At 61.9% G+C, this 17,576-nt stretch carries 18 protein-coding genes; 11 read left to right on the forward strand and 7 right to left on the reverse strand.

Annotated features, from left to right (window positions below; translation table 11 throughout):
• The first annotated feature begins 100 nt into the window (after nucleotides 1-100).
• Nucleotides 101-1,300: an MFS transporter gene (locus LOY50_RS21840; protein WP_003204857.1), complete on the forward strand. Its 1,200-nt coding sequence runs from the start codon at nucleotides 101-103 to the stop codon at nucleotides 1,298-1,300.
• Here the strand turns inward: LOY50_RS21840 and arfB are convergent.
• Together arfB and LOY50_RS21850 are read right to left on the reverse strand one after the other, a co-directional pair.
• The gene (arfB, locus tag LOY50_RS21845; protein WP_018604539.1) at nucleotides 1,297-1,710 is read right to left on the reverse strand and encodes an alternative ribosome rescue aminoacyl-tRNA hydrolase ArfB; all 414 of its coding nucleotides are present in this window, start codon (nucleotides 1,708-1,710) and stop codon (nucleotides 1,297-1,299) included. The two genes, LOY50_RS21840 and arfB, sit on opposite strands and share 4 nt — an antisense overlap.
• 348 nt (nucleotides 1,711-2,058) lie before the next feature.
• Complete coding sequence (locus LOY50_RS21850) at nucleotides 2,059-3,480, reverse strand: amino acid permease (RefSeq protein ID WP_258689172.1); 1,422 nt, start codon at nucleotides 3,478-3,480, stop codon at nucleotides 2,059-2,061.
• Nucleotides 3,481-4,138: 658 nt separating this feature from the next.
• Here LOY50_RS21850 and LOY50_RS21855 point away from each other — a divergent pair.
• Nucleotides 4,139-4,276: a hypothetical protein gene (locus LOY50_RS21855; RefSeq protein WP_003178782.1), complete on the forward strand. Its 138-nt coding sequence runs from the start codon at nucleotides 4,139-4,141 to the stop codon at nucleotides 4,274-4,276.
• 92 nt (nucleotides 4,277-4,368) lie between these two features.
• Complete coding sequence (locus LOY50_RS21860; RefSeq protein ID WP_214509475.1) at nucleotides 4,369-5,334, forward strand: leucyl aminopeptidase; 966 nt, start codon at nucleotides 4,369-4,371, stop codon at nucleotides 5,332-5,334.
• A 254-nt stretch (nucleotides 5,335-5,588) separates the two neighbouring features.
• Here the strand turns inward: LOY50_RS21860 and rluB are convergent, their stop codons facing one another.
• From rluB to LOY50_RS21885, 5 genes are all read right to left on the reverse strand, one after another.
• Nucleotides 5,589-6,824 (reverse strand): 23S rRNA pseudouridine(2605) synthase RluB, encoded by a 1,236-nt coding sequence (gene rluB, locus LOY50_RS21865; RefSeq protein ID WP_214509474.1) that lies wholly within the window; start codon nucleotides 6,822-6,824, stop codon nucleotides 5,589-5,591.
• Between the two features lie 324 nt (nucleotides 6,825-7,148).
• Nucleotides 7,149-8,078: an SMC-Scp complex subunit ScpB gene (gene scpB / locus LOY50_RS21870; protein ID WP_258689173.1), complete on the reverse strand. Its 930-nt coding sequence runs from the start codon at nucleotides 8,076-8,078 to the stop codon at nucleotides 7,149-7,151.
• An 11-nt stretch (nucleotides 8,079-8,089) separates the two neighbouring features.
• Nucleotides 8,090-8,788 carry a ScpA family protein gene (locus LOY50_RS21875; protein ID WP_214509807.1) on the reverse strand — a complete coding sequence of 233 codons (699 nt, stop codon included), beginning with the start codon at nucleotides 8,786-8,788 and terminating at the stop codon, nucleotides 8,090-8,092.
• Between the two features lie 132 nt (nucleotides 8,789-8,920).
• The gene (locus LOY50_RS21880) at nucleotides 8,921-9,550 is read right to left on the reverse strand and encodes an L-threonylcarbamoyladenylate synthase (protein WP_014339843.1); all 630 of its coding nucleotides are present in this window, start codon (nucleotides 9,548-9,550) and stop codon (nucleotides 8,921-8,923) included.
• 13 nt (nucleotides 9,551-9,563) lie between these two features.
• Nucleotides 9,564-10,427 carry a PHP domain-containing protein gene (locus tag LOY50_RS21885; RefSeq protein WP_018605009.1) on the reverse strand — a complete coding sequence of 288 codons (864 nt, stop codon included), beginning with the start codon at nucleotides 10,425-10,427 and terminating at the stop codon, nucleotides 9,564-9,566.
• Nucleotides 10,428-10,514: 87 nt separating this feature from the next.
• Here LOY50_RS21885 and LOY50_RS21890 point away from each other — a divergent pair, with 87 nt between their 5' ends.
• From LOY50_RS21890 to LOY50_RS21925, 8 genes are all read left to right on the forward strand, one after another.
• Nucleotides 10,515-11,111, forward strand: a complete 597-nt coding sequence (locus LOY50_RS21890; protein ID WP_253477401.1) for a septation protein A — start codon at nucleotides 10,515-10,517, stop codon at nucleotides 11,109-11,111.
• A 1-nt stretch (nucleotide 11,112) separates the two neighbouring features.
• Complete coding sequence (locus tag LOY50_RS21895) at nucleotides 11,113-11,412, forward strand: YciI family protein (protein ID WP_258689174.1); 300 nt, start codon at nucleotides 11,113-11,115, stop codon at nucleotides 11,410-11,412.
• 107 nt (nucleotides 11,413-11,519) lie between these two features.
• Nucleotides 11,520-11,930, forward strand: a complete 411-nt coding sequence (locus LOY50_RS21900; RefSeq protein WP_214509469.1) for a translation initiation factor 2 — start codon at nucleotides 11,520-11,522, stop codon at nucleotides 11,928-11,930.
• A 7-nt stretch (nucleotides 11,931-11,937) separates the two neighbouring features.
• On the forward strand, nucleotides 11,938-12,615 hold the full coding sequence (locus tag LOY50_RS21905; protein WP_003204879.1) for a response regulator transcription factor: 678 nt from the start codon (nucleotides 11,938-11,940) through the stop codon (nucleotides 12,613-12,615).
• 311 nt (nucleotides 12,616-12,926) lie between these two features.
• The gene (locus LOY50_RS21910) at nucleotides 12,927-13,364 is read left to right on the forward strand and encodes a Spy/CpxP family protein refolding chaperone (RefSeq protein ID WP_214509468.1); all 438 of its coding nucleotides are present in this window, start codon (nucleotides 12,927-12,929) and stop codon (nucleotides 13,362-13,364) included.
• Nucleotides 13,365-13,429: 65 nt separating this feature from the next.
• Nucleotides 13,430-14,770, forward strand: coding sequence for a HAMP domain-containing sensor histidine kinase (locus LOY50_RS21915; RefSeq protein ID WP_253477404.1), 1,341 nt, complete (start codon nucleotides 13,430-13,432; stop codon nucleotides 14,768-14,770).
• Nucleotides 14,771-15,054: 284 nt separating this feature from the next.
• Nucleotides 15,055-16,482 (forward strand): di-heme oxidoredictase family protein, encoded by a 1,428-nt coding sequence (locus LOY50_RS21920; protein ID WP_258689175.1) that lies wholly within the window; start codon nucleotides 15,055-15,057, stop codon nucleotides 16,480-16,482.
• 28 nt (nucleotides 16,483-16,510) lie between these two features.
• Nucleotides 16,511-17,575 (forward strand): imelysin family protein, encoded by a 1,065-nt coding sequence (locus tag LOY50_RS21925; RefSeq protein ID WP_116833304.1) that lies wholly within the window; start codon nucleotides 16,511-16,513, stop codon nucleotides 17,573-17,575.
• Nucleotide 17,576: the final 1 nt, after the last annotated feature.

Here is a 17,576-nt window from a genome sequence, read left to right on the forward strand (position 1 = left end):
CACCGTTGGGCAAATAGTTTTACTTTCCCCCGCCCTGAGCCCACGGTCGCCGTTATCATAAGCAGCCTATCTATCCTGCTGCTCCGTGGACCTTTACCCCATGTCAGATTCCCAGCGCCCCCTGGCGGTCACGCTGCAAGTCGTTTCCATCGTCCTGTTCACGTTCATCGGCTACCTGAATATCGGCATTCCCCTGGCCGTGCTGCCCGGGTTCGTCCACGGCGAACTGGGCTTCGGCGCGGTGATCGCCGGGTTGGTGATCAGCGTGCAATACCTGGCCACCCTGCTCAGTCGTCCTTACGCCGGGCGAATCATCGATAACCTGGGGAGCAAGCGCGCGGTGATGTTCGGCCTCGCCGGCTGCGGGCTGAGCGGTGTGTTCATGCTGGTGTCTGCCTGGACGCCCCACCTGCCCACGTTCAGCCTGATCAGCCTGCTGATCGGTCGCCTGGTGCTCGGCAGCGCGGAAAGCCTGGTGGGCTCCGGTTCGATTGGCTGGGGCATCGGCCGAGTCGGCGCGGCGAATACCGCCAAAGTGATTTCCTGGAACGGTATCGCCAGTTACGGCGCGCTGGCGATCGGCGCTCCGTTGGGGGTGTGGCTGGTCAATGCGCTGGGGCTGTGGAGCATGGGCGTAAGCATTATCTTGCTCGGTTTGCTGGGGTTGGCATTGGCCTGGCGCAAAACCGCCGCGCCCATCGTCACTGGCGAACGCCTGCCGTTCATGCACGTATTGGGACGTGTGCTGCCACACGGCTGCGGCCTGGCCCTGGGTTCCATCGGGTTCGGCACCATCGCGACCTTCATCACCCTGTACTACGCCACCCAGCACTGGGACAACGCCGTGCTGTGCCTGAGCCTGTTCGGCGCCAGCTTCATCGGCGCGCGCCTGCTGTTCGGCAACCTGATCAACCGTCTGGGCGGCTTTCGCGTGGCGATTGCCTGCCTGTCGGTGGAAACCCTGGGCCTGTTGCTGTTGTGGCTCGCACCGGATGCCCACTGGGCCCTGGCGGGCGCGGCGTTGAGCGGTTTCGGCTTTTCCCTGGTGTTTCCGGCGCTGGGCGTGGAAGCGGTCAACCTGGTGCCGGCCTCCAGCCGCGGGGCGGCGGTGGGCGCTTATTCACTGTTCATTGATTTGTCGCTGGGGATCACCGGACCGCTGGCCGGTGCGATTGCCGCGGGCTTCGGCTTTGCCTCGATCTTTCTGTTCGCCGCACTGGCGGCCCTGGGCGGGTTGGCATTGAGCGTCTACCTGTACCGACAGGCGCCGAGGCATCGCCAGGAACGGGAGAAAAGCTAGAAGTCCACCTTGCCGCGCCCGGCCTTGATCGAGCCGCGCTTGGTCTTGGATTCCAGGCGACGCTTTTTCGAACCCAGAGTCGGTTTGGTCGGACGGCGCTTCTTCTCGACCTTGGTGGCGCTGAGGATCAGTTCGGTCAGGCGCTCCAGGGCATCGGCCCGGTTCTGTTCCTGCGTGCGGTATTGCTGGGCCTTGATGATCAATACACCGTCGCTGGTAATGCGACTGTCGCGCAGCGCCAGCAGCCGCTCCTTGTAGAACTCGGGCAGCGACGAGGCCGGAATGTCGAAGCGCAAGTGCACGGCGCTGGAAACCTTGTTGACGTTCTGCCCCCCTGCCCCCTGGGCGCGGATGGCCGTCAGCTCGATCTCGGCGTCCGGGATGTGCACGGTGTTGGAAATGACCAGCATGGAAAGTGTCCGGTATCAGGACCCACAGGATACCCGAAACAGCTGGAATGAAGATTGCGAGAGCCTGACCTGTGGAACTGGTCTGTGGAATTGGTCTGTGGAATTGGTCTGTGGAATTGGTCTGTGGAATTGGTCTGTGGAATTGGTCTGTGGGAGCAAGGCTTGCCCGCGATGGCATCGCCTCGGTCCATCAGCTGCACCGAGGTGACTGCATCGCGGGCAAGCCTTGCTCCCACAGACCTTGTTCCCAGAGTTCTTGCTTCCAGAGTTCTTGCTTCCACAGGATTTGTGTCTGGCCTGAAACGACAAACCCGGCACTTGGCCGGGTTTGTTGTATTTCAAGATGGGTTACTTGGCAGCAGCCGCCACCGCCAGTTCATGCCGGGCACTGCGCTTGTTCTTGATCACGTAGCACACCCACATGAACACCACCCACACCGGAATCGCATAGACCGATACCTGGATGCCCGGGATCAGCAGCATCACGCCCAGGATGAACACCACGAACGCCAGGCAGATGTAGTTGCCGTACGGGTACCACAGCGCCTTGAACAGCGGCGTCTGGCGGGTCTGGTTCATGTGCTGGCGGAACTTGAAGTGCGAGTAGCTGATCATCGCCCAGTTGATCACCAGGGTCGCGACCACCAGCGACATCAGCAACTCCAGCGCATGTTGCGGGATCAGGTAATTCAACAGCACCGCCACCAGCGTGACCGCCGCCGAGGCGAGGATCGAACGCACCGGCACGCCGCGCTTGTCGATCTTGGACAAGACCTTGGGCGCATCACCCTGCTCGGCCATGCCCAGCAACATGCGGCTGTTGCAGTAGGTGCCGCTGTTGTACACCGACAGCGCGGCGGTCAGCACCACGAAGTTGAGGATATGCGCCGCGGTGTTGCTGCCCAGCATCGAGAACACCTGCACGAACGGGCTGCCGCTGTAGGCATCGCCGGAAGCGTTGAGCGTGGTCAGCAGGCTGTCCCAAGGGGTCAGGGACAACAGCACCACGAGCGCACCGATGTAGAAAATCAGGATCCGGTAGATCACCTGGTTGATGGCCTTGGGAATCACGGTTTTCGGTTTGTCGGCCTCAGCGGCAGTGAAACCGAGCATTTCCAGGCCACCAAAGGAGAACATGATGATCGCCATGGCCATCACCAAGCCGCTGACGCCGTTGGGGAAAAACCCACCGTGGGACCACAGGTTGGTCACCGACGCTTGCGGCCCGCCGTCGCCACTGACCAGCAAATAGCTGCCCAGGGCAATCATGCCGACAATCGCCACGACCTTGATGATCGCGAACCAGAACTCGGCCTCGCCAAAGACTTTGACGTTGGCCAGGTTGATAACGTTGATCAGGATGAAAAACGCCGCCGCCGACACCCAGGTCGGAATGTCCGGGGCCCAGTAATGGATGTACTTGCCGACTGCAGTCAGCTCGGACATGCCCACCAGGATGTAGAGAATCCAGCAGTTCCAACCCGACAGGAACCCGGCGAAACCGCCCCAGTACTTATGGGCAAAGTGGCTGAAGGAACCGGCCACCGGCTCTTCGACGATCATTTCACCCAACTGGCGCATGATCATGAAGGCGATGAGGCCGCAGATGGCGTAGCCAAGGATCATCGACGGGCCGGCTGATTTCAGCACCCCCGCCGAGCCGAGGAACAGGCCAGTACCGATCGCGCCACCGAGGGCGATCAGTTGAATGTGGCGATTTTTCAGGCCGCGTTTCAGCTCGCCCGAATGCGTATTTTCTACAACGGTCATGCGTCACCTATTTGTTTTTATCTGTGACGAAATCGAACCCGACACGCTTATGGCATGGCGGAGTGAACAAGGCGGATAACCTTGAAAATGCGTGGGTACGCGAAGGGTCACAGTAAAACGCCGCGCATTGTACACTGCGGCCCTCCTCCTGCCAGACACCACCGGATCAGCGTCTCCCCCTGCACTTCAGGTATGGCGCGCATCTGACCCTTCCCGTTGGCCTGAAACAAGCGCTGCGAAGTATCAAAAAACGCGTCAAACCGGGGCCCTCGGCAGCTTTTTCTTACAGCCACCCGAAACGCCGATAGCGGCCCGTTCACAAGGAAAAAATCGTCAGTATTCCTTTACAGTGCGTAACGCAAACTTTCCAAAGAGGAAATTTCCGTAGGCTGACTGCAAATTGACGGTAGGTAGCTACCTATTTAAAAAAGCACCCAGGCGGCTGTTTTTGAATGACTAATATCGCCGCTGAAAATGGAATAAAAAGTTCAAACAAAAAAAATAAAATTATTTTTTTGCAATCCAAAAATCCCTCGACTAGGTTTTCACCGACTTGCCAAGGCATCGTGCCGACAAGTTCTGCGGTGCCGTTGCCGGCCTGCTTCCATTCGCCGAATCGAGCCGCAAATTTCCGTAAAAGTCATCTAGGAGATTCACTATGCAAGCACTGGACAAAGACTTGGAAACCGAACTGCAACTGGACGAATGGTTTGAAGCCCCAACCCATGAAGCCGCGGTTGAAATGATGCAGGCCGATGCCGTCGTTCCATTCGGCACGGCGATGTGGCCTCTGTAGGCACCGCCCGGCGGAGGCGATCCGGCCGGTCGACTCCGCCACTTTTGCCGGTTGTCAGGGACGTTTAATGAACTTGTCAGGGAAGAAAAAGCATGGACACACAACGAGCCATCTCACATTTCCTTTACTACCTCGAACACCATCCCGCCCTGGTCGGCATCCAGCCCGCCAAGGTGTTGCTCGGCCATACCGCTGACTACGAAGCGCTGACCGGCGCCATTGCCGAGCAGGCGGGCAGCGGCTCGCCCTTCCGGTTCAGCGCCATGCGCCTGGACCTTGAACCCACGGAGCGCCTGTCCAAGGCCATTGCCGACAGCGATCTGTACATTTTCTTCTACGACTCCTCCACCCTGCCCAACCCTCGTCCCGACGGCCCGGACTTTGTCCGCGCACTGCAAGGCGTGATGGCCGACAACTGGAGGAAATCGCTGCTGTTCAAGGACTACGGCGACTACTTCTACGACACCTTCAGCGTGATTCCCCAGCGTATCGCCGGGCTCAACAGTCACCTGATCCGGCGCATGTCCCAGGCGACGACCCTGAGCTTCCAGGATGACCACGGTTCGTATTTCGACACCGCCCTGGGCAGTGTGAAGAAATGGACCGACATCAACGGACTCGGCAACTACGACCTGGCCCCCGGCGAAATCGCCACCCACAGCGACACCATCAATGGCCGAGTGAATTTCGTCGGCACCTTCCTGAGTACCATCCCGTTCGCGCGCAAATACGGCGTGCTGCAATCGCCGCTGGAGCTGTGGATCGAAGACTCCACCATCCAGAAAATCGCCACCGACGTACCGGGCCTGGAGCACGACTTCAACAAATACCTGGACGCCAACCCGTCCAACCGCCGCATCGAGGAACTGGGGATTGGCACCAACGAAGGGGTCAAGAGCCTGTACGCTCGCAATGCCGGTTTCGAGGAGCGCCATTGCGGCCTGCACCTGGGACTCGGCGGCGGGGCCAAGGGCAGCCATCACCTGGATCTGATTTTCGAGAAGGGGATGTTGGCGCTGGATAATGAGCCGATGTTTGATGGGCGGTTTGTGCTTTAGAGGTATCTGTGAGGCTACTGGCCTCTTCGCGAGCAGGCTCGCTCCCACACGCCATCCCATTGTGGGAGCGAGCTTGCTCGCGATAGCGGCCTGCTTGAAAAGGTGATGTTGACTGGACCGCCGCCATCGCGAGCAAGCTCGCTCCCACAGAAGATCTGAGCCAGATGCCGAATCTGTGAACCTCCCCCTTCAACTAAAGCCAGGCAAAAAAAAGCCAACTCGAAAGTTGGCTTTTTTTCATGGACGCTCGCCGATCACTCCGGCTTACGACGCCCAAACCCCGGACGCTGTCCCGAACCTGCCGGTGCACCACGGCGCTTGCCCGATGGCGTGTCACGGTCGGCCAGGATGATACCCGGGCGTTTTTTCGGTGCCGGCTTGGCCGGACGCTTGGTGTCGGCCGGGCGATCGGCAACTGGCGTACCGCGGCCAGCCGGGGCACCGCGACCTTCGCCGCGCTCAGTGCGACCATTGGCCGGACGCGGCGTGCGTGGACCACGCTCGCCGTCCTGACGCGGAGCAGGCTTGCGGGCCGGGCGTTCGCCTTCGATCTGCGGCTCGCGGGAAGGACGCGGCCCCGTTGGCGCGCCTTCGGCAGCCGGACGCAGTGTACGCACGCGCTCGGTCTTGCCCATCGGGCGCGAGGATTTACGCTGCATCCGCTCCAGCTTGTCCTTGCTCTTGGCGGTCATCTGCGGCATTGCCACCGGCTTGAGGCCCACTTCGGCCGCCAGGATGTCGACTTCGTACTGGCTCATTTCGCGCCAGCGGCCCATCGGCAGGTCGGAATTGAGGAACACCGGACCGAAACGCACGCGCTTGAGGCGGCTGACCACCAGCCCCTGGGATTCCCACAGACGCCGCACTTCACGGTTGCGGCCTTCCATCACCACGCAGTGGTACCAGTGGTTGAAGCCTTCGCCGCCGGGCGCCTGCTTGATGTCGGTGAAACGCGCCGGGCCGTCTTCCAGCACGACGCCGGCCTTGAGGCGCTCGATCATCTCGTCATCGACTTCGCCACGCACACGCACAGCGTATTCGCGGTCCATCTCGTAGGACGGGTGCATCAAGCGGTTGGCCAGTTCACCGTCGGTGGTGAACATCAGCAAACCGGTGGTGTTGATGTCCAGGCGACCGATGTTGATCCAGCGGCCTTCTTTGGGACGCGGCATCTTGTCGAACACCGTCGGACGGCCTTCCGGGTCGTCACGGGTGCAGATCTCGCCGTCGGGCTTGTTGTACATGATCACGCGGCGCACCGTTTCGGCGGCCTCTTCGCGCTTGATCACCTTGCCATCGATGGTGATGGCGTCGTGCATGTCGACACGCAGGCCCAAGGTGGCATCTTTGCCATTGACCTTGATCCGGCCCTGGGTGATCCAGGCTTCCACGTCGCGGCGCGAGCCGACGCCGATACGGGCGAGGACTTTTTGCAGCTTCTCGCCTGCTGGGCCGATTTCCTGGCTGTCGTTCTGGTCTTGGTCTTTCATTCTGGGCACCTCCCGGTGTGGTCGGGTCAGGCTTGGCCTGACGCTTTGAAAACGGGTCTTCGACGAAGGGATCGCCAAAGGGTCGCGAATCATACGCTCGTTGAGGCGATTGCGCATCAGAGACTAGCTGATCGACGCGCGCCCGGCGCTTTTTCCGCCGACCGGTGGCACCCGGCTTAATGAAGGCCCCTGTGGGAGCCGAGCTTGCTCGCGATGACGGTGGGTCAGCCTGCATTGATGCTGAATGTTCCTCCGTCATCGCGAGCAAGCTCGGCTCCCACAGGGGACGGCGGTGGATCAGCCAGTGTTTGCAAACCAGTTGAATCAGTCGTCGAACTGGCGCCGTTCGTTTTCGATCGCTTCGGCCAGGGCGCGGGCTTCGGCTTCTTCGTCGCTCAGCTCGGGTTCCGGCGGTTGGAGAGCGGCGACGGCGGCCAGCAGTTTTTCCCGGGCTTGCGCAACGCCGAGGATGTCTTCTTCCGGTTCCGGTTCCGGTTCTGGTTCTGGCTCTGGTTCCGACTCGCTGTCAGGCCCCGGCCCCTCACGCAGCAGGTCGTCGAAATCGGTCTTCAAGCCCTCCTCCATGGTGTCCAGCTCCAGCAACAACGAGTGGAAACTGGTCTCTTCCTTCGGTTCCTCAGGCTCGGCACTGGCATCGGCCAATTCCTGCAGGCCCTGGGGCACCGGGGCGTCGTCGAACTCCAGCATCGGCTCGGGTTCCAGCTCCCGCAGTTCGGCCAGCGGCGGCAGGTCATCCAGGTTCTTCAGGTTGAAGTGATCGAGAAAGGCCTTGGTGGTGGCGAACATCGCCGGTTTGCCGGGCACATCGCGATAGCCAACGACACGGATCCACTCGCGCTCCAACAGCGTCTTGACGATATGGCTGTTGACCGCCACGCCGCGCACATCTTCGATCTCGCCGCGGGTGATCGGTTGGCGATAGGCAATCAATGCCATGGTTTCGAGCATGGCGCGGGAGTAGCGCTGCGGCCGCTCCTCCCACAGGCGCCCGACCCATGGCGCGAACTTCTCGCGGATCTGCAGGCGATAACCGGACGCCACTTCCTTGAGTTCGAAGGCCCGCCCCTCGCAGGATTTGCCCAACAGCGTCAGGGCTTTCTTGAATACGGCCGGCTCAGGTCGCTCGCCTTCTTCGAAGAGTTCGAACAGGCGCTCCATCGATTGCGGCTTTCCCGAGGCCAACAGGAAAGCTTCAAGCAAGGGGGCCAGCTCGCGGGGTTCAGTCAGATTCATTGATTTGCTCGTTATTCGGCTCGTGCCCGCACATGGATCGCTGCGAACGGCTCATTCTGCACCAGCTCGACCAAGGATTCCTTGACCAATTCCAGGACCGCCATAAACGTCACGACAACCCCCAAGCGCCCTTCCTCGGCGGTGAACAGCTCGACGAACGGCACGAAACCGCCGCCCTTGAGCCGCTCCAGCACATCGCTCATGCGCTCGCGGGTGGACAACGCTTCGCGGCTGACCTGGTGACTTTCAAACATATCGCCCCGGCGCAGGACCTCGGCCATGGACATCAGCAACTCTTCCAGGCTCACATCCGGCAGCAACTTGCGCGCCCGCGCCTCGGGCGCATCGAGCTTGGGCACCACCACGTCGCGCCCGACCCGCTTCAAACCATCGAGGCCTTCGGCTGCGGCCTTGAAGCGTTCGTACTCCTGCAAGCGGCGGATCAGCTCGGCCCGCGGATCGTCTTCTTCCGCTTCGACCTCTGCCGAGCGCGGCAGCAGCATTCGCGACTTGATCTCGGCCAGCATGGCCGCCATCACCAGGTACTCGGCCGCCAGTTCCAGGCGCACCGACTGCATCAACTCGACGTAGCCCATGTACTGGCGGGTGATTTCCGCCACGGGGATGTCGAGGATGTTGATGTTCTGTTTGCGAATCAGGTACAGCAGCAGGTCAAGCGGGCCCTCGAAGGCTTCGAGGAACACTTCCAGCGCATCCGGCGGAATGTACAGGTCCAGGGGCATTTCCATGACCGCCTGGCCATAGACCATGGCGAACGGCAGCTCCTGCTGCGCGCCGGCCTGGCTATCTGCACTGTCCACTGCGGTTTCCACGGCGGACATTCAGGCCTCGACCATGAACGGCGTCGGATCGCCACAACCGACGCGCACCACCTGGGGCTCGCCATCGGCCAGGTTGATCACCGTGGACGCCGACATGCCGCCGAAACCGCCGTCGATGATCAGGTCCACCTGATGCTCGAGGATCTGGCGCATTTCATAGGGATCGGTCAGCGGATCGGTCTCGCCGGGCATAATCAGCGTCACGCTCATCAGCGGCTCACCCAGTTCCGCCAGCAGCGCCAGGGCAATGGGATGGCTCGGCACCCGCAGGCCGATGGTGCGCTTTTTCGGGTGCAGCAACAGCCGCGGGACTTCCCGCGTGGCATTGAGAATAAAGGTATATGGCCCCGGCAAATGCGCCTTGAGCAGGCGGAAGGTGCCGGTGTCGATCTTGGCGAACAGCCCCAACTGCGACAGGTCGCTGCAGATGAGCGCGAAGTTGTGCTTGTCGTCCAGTTGACGCAGGCGTCTTACCCGCTCCACGGCATTCTTGTCGCCGATCTGGCAACCGATGGCGTAGGACGAGTCGGTGGGATAGACCACCACGCCACCGCCACGAATGATTTCCACGGCCTGTTTGATCAGGCGCGCTTGCGGGTTTTCCGGATGAATCTGGAAAAATTGACTCACGTGTTCTACCTGTTCAGACGGCGGCGGTAACGGGATCATGTTTGAATCTACACCAGAGTGGTGGCAGATCTTCCGGCAATGGGCGGTATTCGCCAATCTCGGACCAGCCCCCAGGGCCATGGAAATCACTGCCGGCGGTGACCAGCAGGCCGAACTCACGGGCCAGGATCGCCAGGCTGCCAACCTGCTCGGCAGGCTGATGGCCGTTGACCACCTCAATGGCATGGCCCCCCGCTTGAATATAGTCGGCGACCAGGCGGCGGCGCTTGCTGCGAGTGAAGTCATAGTGCCATGGATGTGCCAGACTGACCCAGGCGCCAGCGGCCCGCAGGGTCCCGACGGTTTCTTCCAGCGTCGGCCAGTGCTGCTTGACGTCCCCCAGCTTGCCGGCCCCCAGCCATTTGCGGAACGCTTCGGCGCGGTCCTTGACGAACCCTTCGCGCACCATCCAGTCGGCAAAGTGTGGTCGGGCCGGTGCGTTGCCACTGTCGCCCAGCGCCTGCTGGATCTGCCGGGCGCCGTCCAGCGCACCGGGCATGCCCTTGAGGGCCAGCTTGCGGCTGATCTCTTCGGAACGCAGCCAGCGCCCGTCGCGCAATTGGGCGATGGCCTGGACCAACGCCGGCGCATTCACATCGAAACCATAGCCCAGCACATGGATCGTCGCCCCACCCCAGGTACAGGACAGCTCGACCCCATTGACCAGCTGCATGCCCAGTGCCGTGGCGGCACTGCGGGCCTCGTCGAGGCCTTCGAGGGTGTCGTGATCGGTCAGGGCCAGGACTCGCACGCCGTGCTCGAACGCCCGCGCCACCAGAACCGCAGGCGCCAGGGCGCCATCGGAGGCCGTGCTATGGCAGTGCAAATCAACATTCACGAGAGTTTGTTACCTCAAATCAGCTGGCCCTATCGCGGCCAAGGATGTTTGTTATTATGCCGCCACATCCTGCTTCTGGCTGCCACTGTGAAACAATTCATCGACTTCATCCCGCTCCTGCTGTTTTTCATCGTCTACAAACTTGATCCCCGGGCCGTCGACTTCGCCGGTCATTCCTTGACTGTAGGCGGTATTTACAGCGCCACCGCAGTGCTGATCATCAGCTCCCTGGTGGTCTACGGCGCACTGTTCGTGTCCCAGCGCAAGCTGGAGAAGAGCCAGTGGCTGACCCTGGTCGCCTGCCTCGTGTTCGGCAGCCTGACCCTGGCGTTCCACAGCGAAACCTTCCTCAAGTGGAAGGCCCCGGTGGTCAACTGGCTGTTTGCCCTGGCCTTCATCGGCAGCCACTTCATCGGTGACCGCTTGCTGATCAAGCGCATCATGGGCCATGCCATCAACCTGCCGGAACTGATCTGGACCCGGTTGAACATCGCCTGGATCGCGTTCTTCCTGTTCTGCGGCGCCGCCAACCTGTTCGTTGCGTTCACGTTCCAGGAGTACTGGGTCGACTTCAAGGTCTTCGGTAGCCTGGGCATGACGCTGTTGTTCCTGATTGGCCAGGGTATCTACCTGTCCCGTCACCTGCATGATGCCGACCCCACCACGCCAAAAACCGAGGACTGACATGCTCTACGCAATCATTGCTACCGACGTCGCCAACTCCCTGGAAAAACGCCAGGCCGCTCGTCCCGCGCACCTGGAGCGCCTGCAAAAACTCCAGAACGAAGGCCGCGTAGTGCTGGCCGGCCCGCATCCGGCGGTGGACAGCAATGATCCGGGCGCCGCAGGTTTCAGTGGCAGCCTGATGGTGGTCGAATTCGACTCCCTGTCCGCTGCGCAGCAATGGGCCGAGGCCGACCCGTTCGTTGCGGCCGGCGTCTATGCCAATGTCGTGGTCAAGCCATTCAAGCAATCCATGCCGTAAATGCCCCTGGCGCGATGAGCCTTCGCGGCTCATTGCGTTCAATTGCTCATTGTTCTCGTTTGCCTGCCGACAACCTGTCTAATCTCGATTGGAATTCAGGAGTTGCAATGCGCAAAGGTCCGTTGTGCCTGTTATTGGTCACGTTGGCGATCGGGGCACCCGCCCATGGCGAGGAGAGCACCGAGGGCAGTCATTCGACGCCTTTGTCCCTGAGTGCTGGCAGCCAGATCGCCGAACTGCAGCAACGCTTGAAAGACAGCGAACGCCAGCGCGAAGAACTGAGCAAGCAATTGCAAAGCGCCGACAGCGAACGCGAGAGCGCATTGCTGGGCCGGTTGCGCCAGGAGAACCAACGCCTGAAGCTGCAACTCAAGGAAGCCCAGGCCAGCCCCCTGCCACGCCTGTTGACCGATCAACAGCAATGGTTTGTCATCGGTGCCGGGGTAGCGCTATTGGCCCTGCTCTGCGGTATCTTTGCCAGCGGTGGACGTAGACAACGTCGGCAATGGCTAAATTGAGTGAGTCATGAGCGAGCTGTTACTGATAGACGATGACCAGGAGCTGTGCGAGCTCCTTGTCAGCTGGTTGAGCCAGGAAGGTTTTCAGGTCCGGGCCTGTCACGATGGCCAAAGTGCCCGCAAGGCCCTGGCCGAAACCGCCCCGGCAGCCGTGGTACTGGACGTGATGCTGCCCGACGGCAGTGGCCTGGAACTGCTCAAGCAATTGCGCAGCGATCATCCGGAGTTGCCGGTGCTGATGTTGTCGGCCCGGGGTGAACCCCTGGACCGGATCCTCGGCCTGGAACTGGGCGCCGATGACTACCTGGCCAAGCCCTGCGACCCACGCGAACTGACCGCCCGCCTACGCGCCGTGCTGCGCCGCAGCCACCCGACAGCCGTGTCCAGCCAGATCGAACTGGGTGACCTGACTTTCAGCCCGGTACGTGGCGTGGTCAGCATCGATGAACAGGAACAGACCCTCACCGTTTCCGAAAGCCGCCTGCTCGAAGCGTTGCTCAAGCAACCGGGCGAGCCGCTGGACAAGCAGGAACTGGCGCAGATCGCCCTGGGCCGCAAGCTGACCCTGTACGACCGCAGCCTCGATATGCACGTGAGCAACCTGCGCAAGAAAATCGGCCCCCACCCCGACGGCCGCCCGCGCATCGTGGCGCTGCGTAGCCGTGGTTACTACTACAGCCTCTAGAGGCTTTGGCTGCTATTCCTGCCCAAGAGGCTTTTTGTGGCGAGGGAGCTTGCTCCCGCTCGGTTGCGCAGCAACCGCAGAATCTTGGGGCTACTTCGTAGCCCAGCGGGAGCAAGCTCCCTCGCCACAAAAGCGCCCTCACCACAGCAAGTACCCCCATCACAGGGCTTTGTGTTCGGCCCAGCAGATTTGTCAGGTCCGCACCAAACCGTCTTTACCCAAGCTTTACCCACCCCTGACCGCCGCTGACCTTGATCTCCGTAATCTGCACTCATCCGGAACTGACCGGGAATGAGACAAGGAGACACACCATGCGCAAGACCCTTATCGCTCTGATGTTCGCTGCCGCCCTGCCGACCGTCGCCATGGCCATGCCCGAAGGCGCCGGCCCGATGGGACCAATGGACGGCCCACGCCACGGCGGCCAGATGCACGACAAAGGTCCGTACAGCCAACTGGACCTGAGCCACGAACAGCGCCAGCAGATTCGCCGGATCATGGGCGAACAGCGCCACGAACAACGCGAACTGGTAGACAAGTACCTGGCCAAGCTGTCGCCAGCCGACCAGAAAGCCATGCAAGACGAAATGCAGGCCCGGCATCAGAAGATCGATGCCCAGATCCGCGGGCTGTTGAAGCCTGAGCAGCAGAAAGAGTTCGACGCGATCCAGAAGAAACAGGCCGAGCGTCGCGCCGAGTGGGCTGAGTTCAAGGCCTGGAAAGCGCAACAGCCGCAAAAAGCGCAATAATGCACTGAAGCCCCCTAGCCCAACGGCAATTGCCGTTGGGCTTTCTTTGTTTTCGAGGATCTACCGTGCGTTCATTGTTCTGGCGCATCCTGGCCAGTTTCTGGCTGGCCATCGCTCTGGTTGCAGGACTTTCGCTCCTGATGGGCCACATGCTCAATCAGGACGCCTGGATCCTCAGCCGCCATCCGGGTCTCAACACCCTGCCCGAAGAGTGGACACAAACCTACGAAAGCCAGGGTGAGGACGCCGCGCAGGACATCCTGCAACAGCGCAAGCGTCAGTATCACATCGACGTCCAAGTGTTCAATGAAAGCGGCGACCCGGTGGTGCGCGGCACATTCCCCCATCGCGCCGAGGCCTTCGAGGCTCGGCAGAACAGCAACGAGCGACGCCTGCCCTGGCGGCGACTGACCGACGAATTCACCAGTGCCAAAACCGGTGACACGTATCTGTTCATCTACCGCATCCCCCATCCCGAACTGGACGCCTGGCACCGCGACAGCCTGCTCTGGCCCCTCAGTGCGCTGGGGATCGCGCTGGTGGTGCTGACCTTGTTCAGCCTGTTGGTGACGCTTTCCATCACTCGCCCGCTGAGTCGCCTGCGTGGTGCGGTGCATGACCTGGGCCAGGCCGCCTATCAGCAGAACAGCCTCGCCAAGCTGGCCAACCGGCGGGATGAGTTCGGCGTACTGGCCACTGACTTCAACCGCATGGGCGCGCGCCTGCAAAGCTTGATCACCAGCCAGCGACAACTGCTGCGCGACGTGTCCCACGAACTGCGCTCGCCCCTGGCCCGGCTGCGCATTGCCTTGGCCTTGGCTGAGCGGGCCAGCCCCGAGGAACGTGAAAGACTCTGGCCACGCCTGACCCGCGAATGCGATCGCCTGGAAGCGCTGATCAGTGAAATCCTGGTGTTGGCCCGGGTCGATGCCGACAACGCCAGCGCCGAAGAGGTGGAACTCAACGGCTTGCTGGTCACCCTGCAAAAAGATGCGCAACTGGCCTCACCGGAACAAACCGTGCAGCTCGAAACCGAGGCGGACCTGACCCTCAAGGGCTGGCCGACCATGATCGAGCGAGCGCTGGACAACCTGCTGCGCAACGCCCAACGCTTCAATCCAGCCGGGCAATCGATCGAGATGCGCGCGATGCGCCAGGGTGAACGGATCCTGATCAGCGTGCGCGACCACGGGCCAGGCGTGGAGGCCGAACACCTGGGACAATTGGGCGAGCCGTTCTACCGCGCCCCCGGCCAGACCGCCGCCGGTCATGGCCTGGGCCTGGCCATCGCACGCCGCGCCGCCGAACGCCATGGCGGCACGCTGGTACTGGGCAATCATCCCGACGGCGGGTTCATCGCAACGCTGGAGTTGCCGTTGGTGCCGGGGGCTGTCGTCCAGCCCTGAGGGCCTTAGGTGAACCTGTGGCGAGGGAGCTTGCTCCCGCTCGGCTCTGTAGGAGCTGTCGAGTGCAACGAGGCTGCGATCTTTCCCCTGACTGTTGAGTCTCAAGCGAAAGATCAAAAGATCGCAGCCTTCGGCAGCTCCTACAGAGCCCAGCGGGAGCAAGCTCCCTCGCCACAGTGAAGCAAGCGCGATCTCATTAAACCAAACGATAATTCCTCTTATTCAAACTGCCCCGCCCTGTTAGACTTTGCGCCCTCGTTTTCACTCATCTCCCAGGACGCCCGATGCCGTCGTTGCCTCTTCGTTTATGTGCGCTGTTCATGGCCCTGGGCCTGAGCGCCTGCGATGATGCCCCGCGTTTTACCCAGGCCGAACCGGGTGAAGCCCGTTCCGGTGGCGCCGCGACGGTACGCAAGACGGACCAGAACGCCTTTTCCCTGCCCTCGGCCAACCTGCCGCCCTCACGGCGCGTGGATTTCAGCGTCGGCAACAGTTTCTTCCGCAGCCCCTGGGTGATCGCCCCCTCGACCACCACCGCTCGCGATGGCCTCGGGCCCTTGTTCAACACCAACGCCTGCCAGAACTGCCACATCAAGGACGGCCGCGGCCACCCACCCGCGCCGGACGCGACCACCGCGGTATCGATGCTGGTACGCCTGTCGATCCCCGACGCGCCGCCTTACGCCAAGGTCATCGAACAATTGGGAGTCGTGCCGGAACCGGTTTACGGCGGGCAGTTGCAGGACATGTCCGTGCCTGGCGTCGCCCCTGAAGGCAAGGTGCGGGTCGATTACACGCCGGTCCCGGTGCGTTTCAAGGACGGCACCGTGGTGGAACTGCGCAAGCCCGACCTGCAGATCACCCAACTGGCCTATGGGCCGATGCACCCGGACACGCGTTTTTCCGCCCGCGTCGCCCCGCCGATGATCGGCCTGGGGCTGCTCGAGGCGATCCCCGACGAAGCCATCCTGGCAAACGCCGAAGCCCAGGCCCGGGAGAAAAACGGCATCGCCGGGCGTCCCAACCAGGTCTGGGACGATGCCCAGCAAAAAACCGTCCTGGGAAGGTTCGGCTGGAAGGCCGGACAGCCCAACCTCAACCAGCAGAACGTCCACGCTTTCTCCGGCGACATGGGCCTGACGACAAGCCTGCGGCCCTTCGACGACTGCACCCAGACCCAGGTCGACTGCAAGCGTGCGCCCAGCGGCAACGGCCCCGATGGCGAACCGGAAGTCAGCGACAACATCCTGCGACTGGTGCTGTTCTATAGCCGCAACCTCGCCGTACCGGCCCGGCGCGAGGTGAATTCACCCCAGGTGCTGGCGGGCAAGAATCTGTTCTTCCAGGCCGGTTGCCAGTCCTGCCACACACCGAAATACACCACCGCCGCCAACGCTGCCGAACCGGAGTTGGCGAACCAGGTCATCCGCCCTTACACCGACCTGCTGTTGCACGACATGGGCGAAGGCCTGGCGGACAACCGCAGCGAATTCAAGGCCAGCGGCCGTGACTGGCGAACCCCGCCGCTATGGGGTATCGGCCTGACCGAAACCGTCAACGGCCACACCCAGTTCCTGCATGACGGCCGGGCCCGCAATCTGCTCGAAGCCGTGCTGTGGCATGGCGGCGAAGCACAAGCGGCGCAGCGCCAGGTTTTAGCGTTCAATGCCGAGCAGCGCACTGCGTTGCTGGCCTTCCTGAATTCCCTTTAAACGCCTTTTCCAGAAGTGGGAGCACGACATGTTCCGTCCCAAGCTGTTGTTCACCAGCCTCGCCGCCATCGCCCTCGGTGCCTGCTCGCCCCAGGATCCACAAGCCGTCACCTCGGCCGCCATCGCCAAGCAAGTGATCCTGCCGACCTACAGCCGCTGGGTCGATGCCGACCGGCAACTGGCGAGCAGCGCCCTGGCGTTCTGCCAAGGCAAGGAAAACCTGGAAACCGCCCGCGCCGATTTCCTCAAGGCGCAAAAAGCCTGGGCCGAGTTGCAACCGCTGCTGATCGGTCCGCTGGCCGAAGGCAACCGCGCCTGGCAGGTGCAGTTCTGGCCGGACAAGAAAAACCTGGTGGGCCGTCAGGTCGAGCAATTGGTCAACAGCGAGCCACAGATCGACGCCGCCGGCCTGGCCAAGTCCAGCGTCGTGGTCCAGGGCCTCTCGGCCTATGAATACCTGCTGTTCGACGCCAAGATCGACATGGCCGACAGTGCGCAAAAAGCCAAGTATTGCCCGCTGCTCACCGCCATCGGCGAACGCCAGAAACAACTGGCCGAAGAGATCCTGTCGCGCTGGAACACCAACGACGGCATGCTCGCCCAGATGAGCAAATTCCCCAACCAGCGCTACGCCGATTCCCACGAGGCCATCGCTGACCTGCTGCGTGTCCAGGTCACCGCCCTGGACACGCTGAAGAAAAAGCTCGGCACACCGATGGGCCGCCAGAGCAAAGGCGTGCCTCAGCCGTTCCAGGCCGATGCCTGGCGCAGCCAGTCGTCGCTGCAAGGCCTGGAGGCCAGCCTGAGTGCGGCCAGGACCGTCTGGGCAGGCGTGGACAACAAGGGCCTGCGCGGCCTGTTGCCAAGCGACCAGAAGCCACTGGCCGACAAGATCGATGCCGCCTACGATGCCTCCTTGAAGCTGTTCGCCAGCAGCCAGCGTTCGCTGACCGAAATGCTCAACGACGATGCCGGGCGCCAGCAACTCAACGATTTGTATGACAGCCTCAACGTCGTCCATCGCCTGCACGAAGGCGAACTGGCCAAGGCGCTGGGCATTCAACTGGGCTTCAATGCCAACGACGGTGACTGAT

Origin of the sequence: Pseudomonas sp. B21-010 (assembly GCF_024749325.1) — a bacterium.
Lineage (GTDB): Bacteria > Pseudomonadota > Gammaproteobacteria > Pseudomonadales > Pseudomonadaceae > Aquipseudomonas > Aquipseudomonas kilonensis.

Excerpts from the sequence above, each read along its gene's own strand:
- arfB (WP_018604539.1), bottom strand. The coding sequence starts at position 1,710 with ATGCTGGTCATTTCCAACACCGTGCACATCCCGGACGCCGAGATCGAG.
- LOY50_RS21855 (WP_003178782.1), top strand. The coding sequence starts at position 4,139 with ATGCAAGCACTGGACAAAGACTTGGAAACCGAACTGCAACTGGACGAA.
- LOY50_RS21860 (WP_214509475.1), top strand. The coding sequence starts at position 4,369 with ATGGACACACAACGAGCCATCTCACATTTCCTTTACTACCTCGAACAC.
- LOY50_RS21895 (WP_258689174.1), top strand. The coding sequence starts at position 11,113 with ATGCTCTACGCAATCATTGCTACCGACGTCGCCAACTCCCTGGAAAAA.
- LOY50_RS21925 (WP_116833304.1), top strand. The coding sequence starts at position 16,511 with ATGTTCCGTCCCAAGCTGTTGTTCACCAGCCTCGCCGCCATCGCCCTC.
- LOY50_RS21840 (WP_003204857.1), top strand. The coding sequence starts at position 101 with ATGTCAGATTCCCAGCGCCCCCTGGCGGTCACGCTGCAAGTCGTTTCC.
- scpB (WP_258689173.1), bottom strand. The coding sequence starts at position 8,078 with ATGAATCTGACTGAACCCCGCGAGCTGGCCCCCTTGCTTGAAGCTTTC.
- LOY50_RS21910 (WP_214509468.1), top strand. The coding sequence starts at position 12,927 with ATGCGCAAGACCCTTATCGCTCTGATGTTCGCTGCCGCCCTGCCGACC.
- LOY50_RS21920 (WP_258689175.1), top strand. The coding sequence starts at position 15,055 with ATGCCGTCGTTGCCTCTTCGTTTATGTGCGCTGTTCATGGCCCTGGGC.
- LOY50_RS21905 (WP_003204879.1), top strand. The coding sequence starts at position 11,938 with ATGAGCGAGCTGTTACTGATAGACGATGACCAGGAGCTGTGCGAGCTC.
- LOY50_RS21900 (WP_214509469.1), top strand. The coding sequence starts at position 11,520 with ATGCGCAAAGGTCCGTTGTGCCTGTTATTGGTCACGTTGGCGATCGGG.
- rluB (WP_214509474.1), bottom strand. The coding sequence starts at position 6,824 with ATGAAAGACCAAGACCAGAACGACAGCCAGGAAATCGGCCCAGCAGGC.
- LOY50_RS21850 (WP_258689172.1), bottom strand. The coding sequence starts at position 3,480 with ATGACCGTTGTAGAAAATACGCATTCGGGCGAGCTGAAACGCGGCCTG.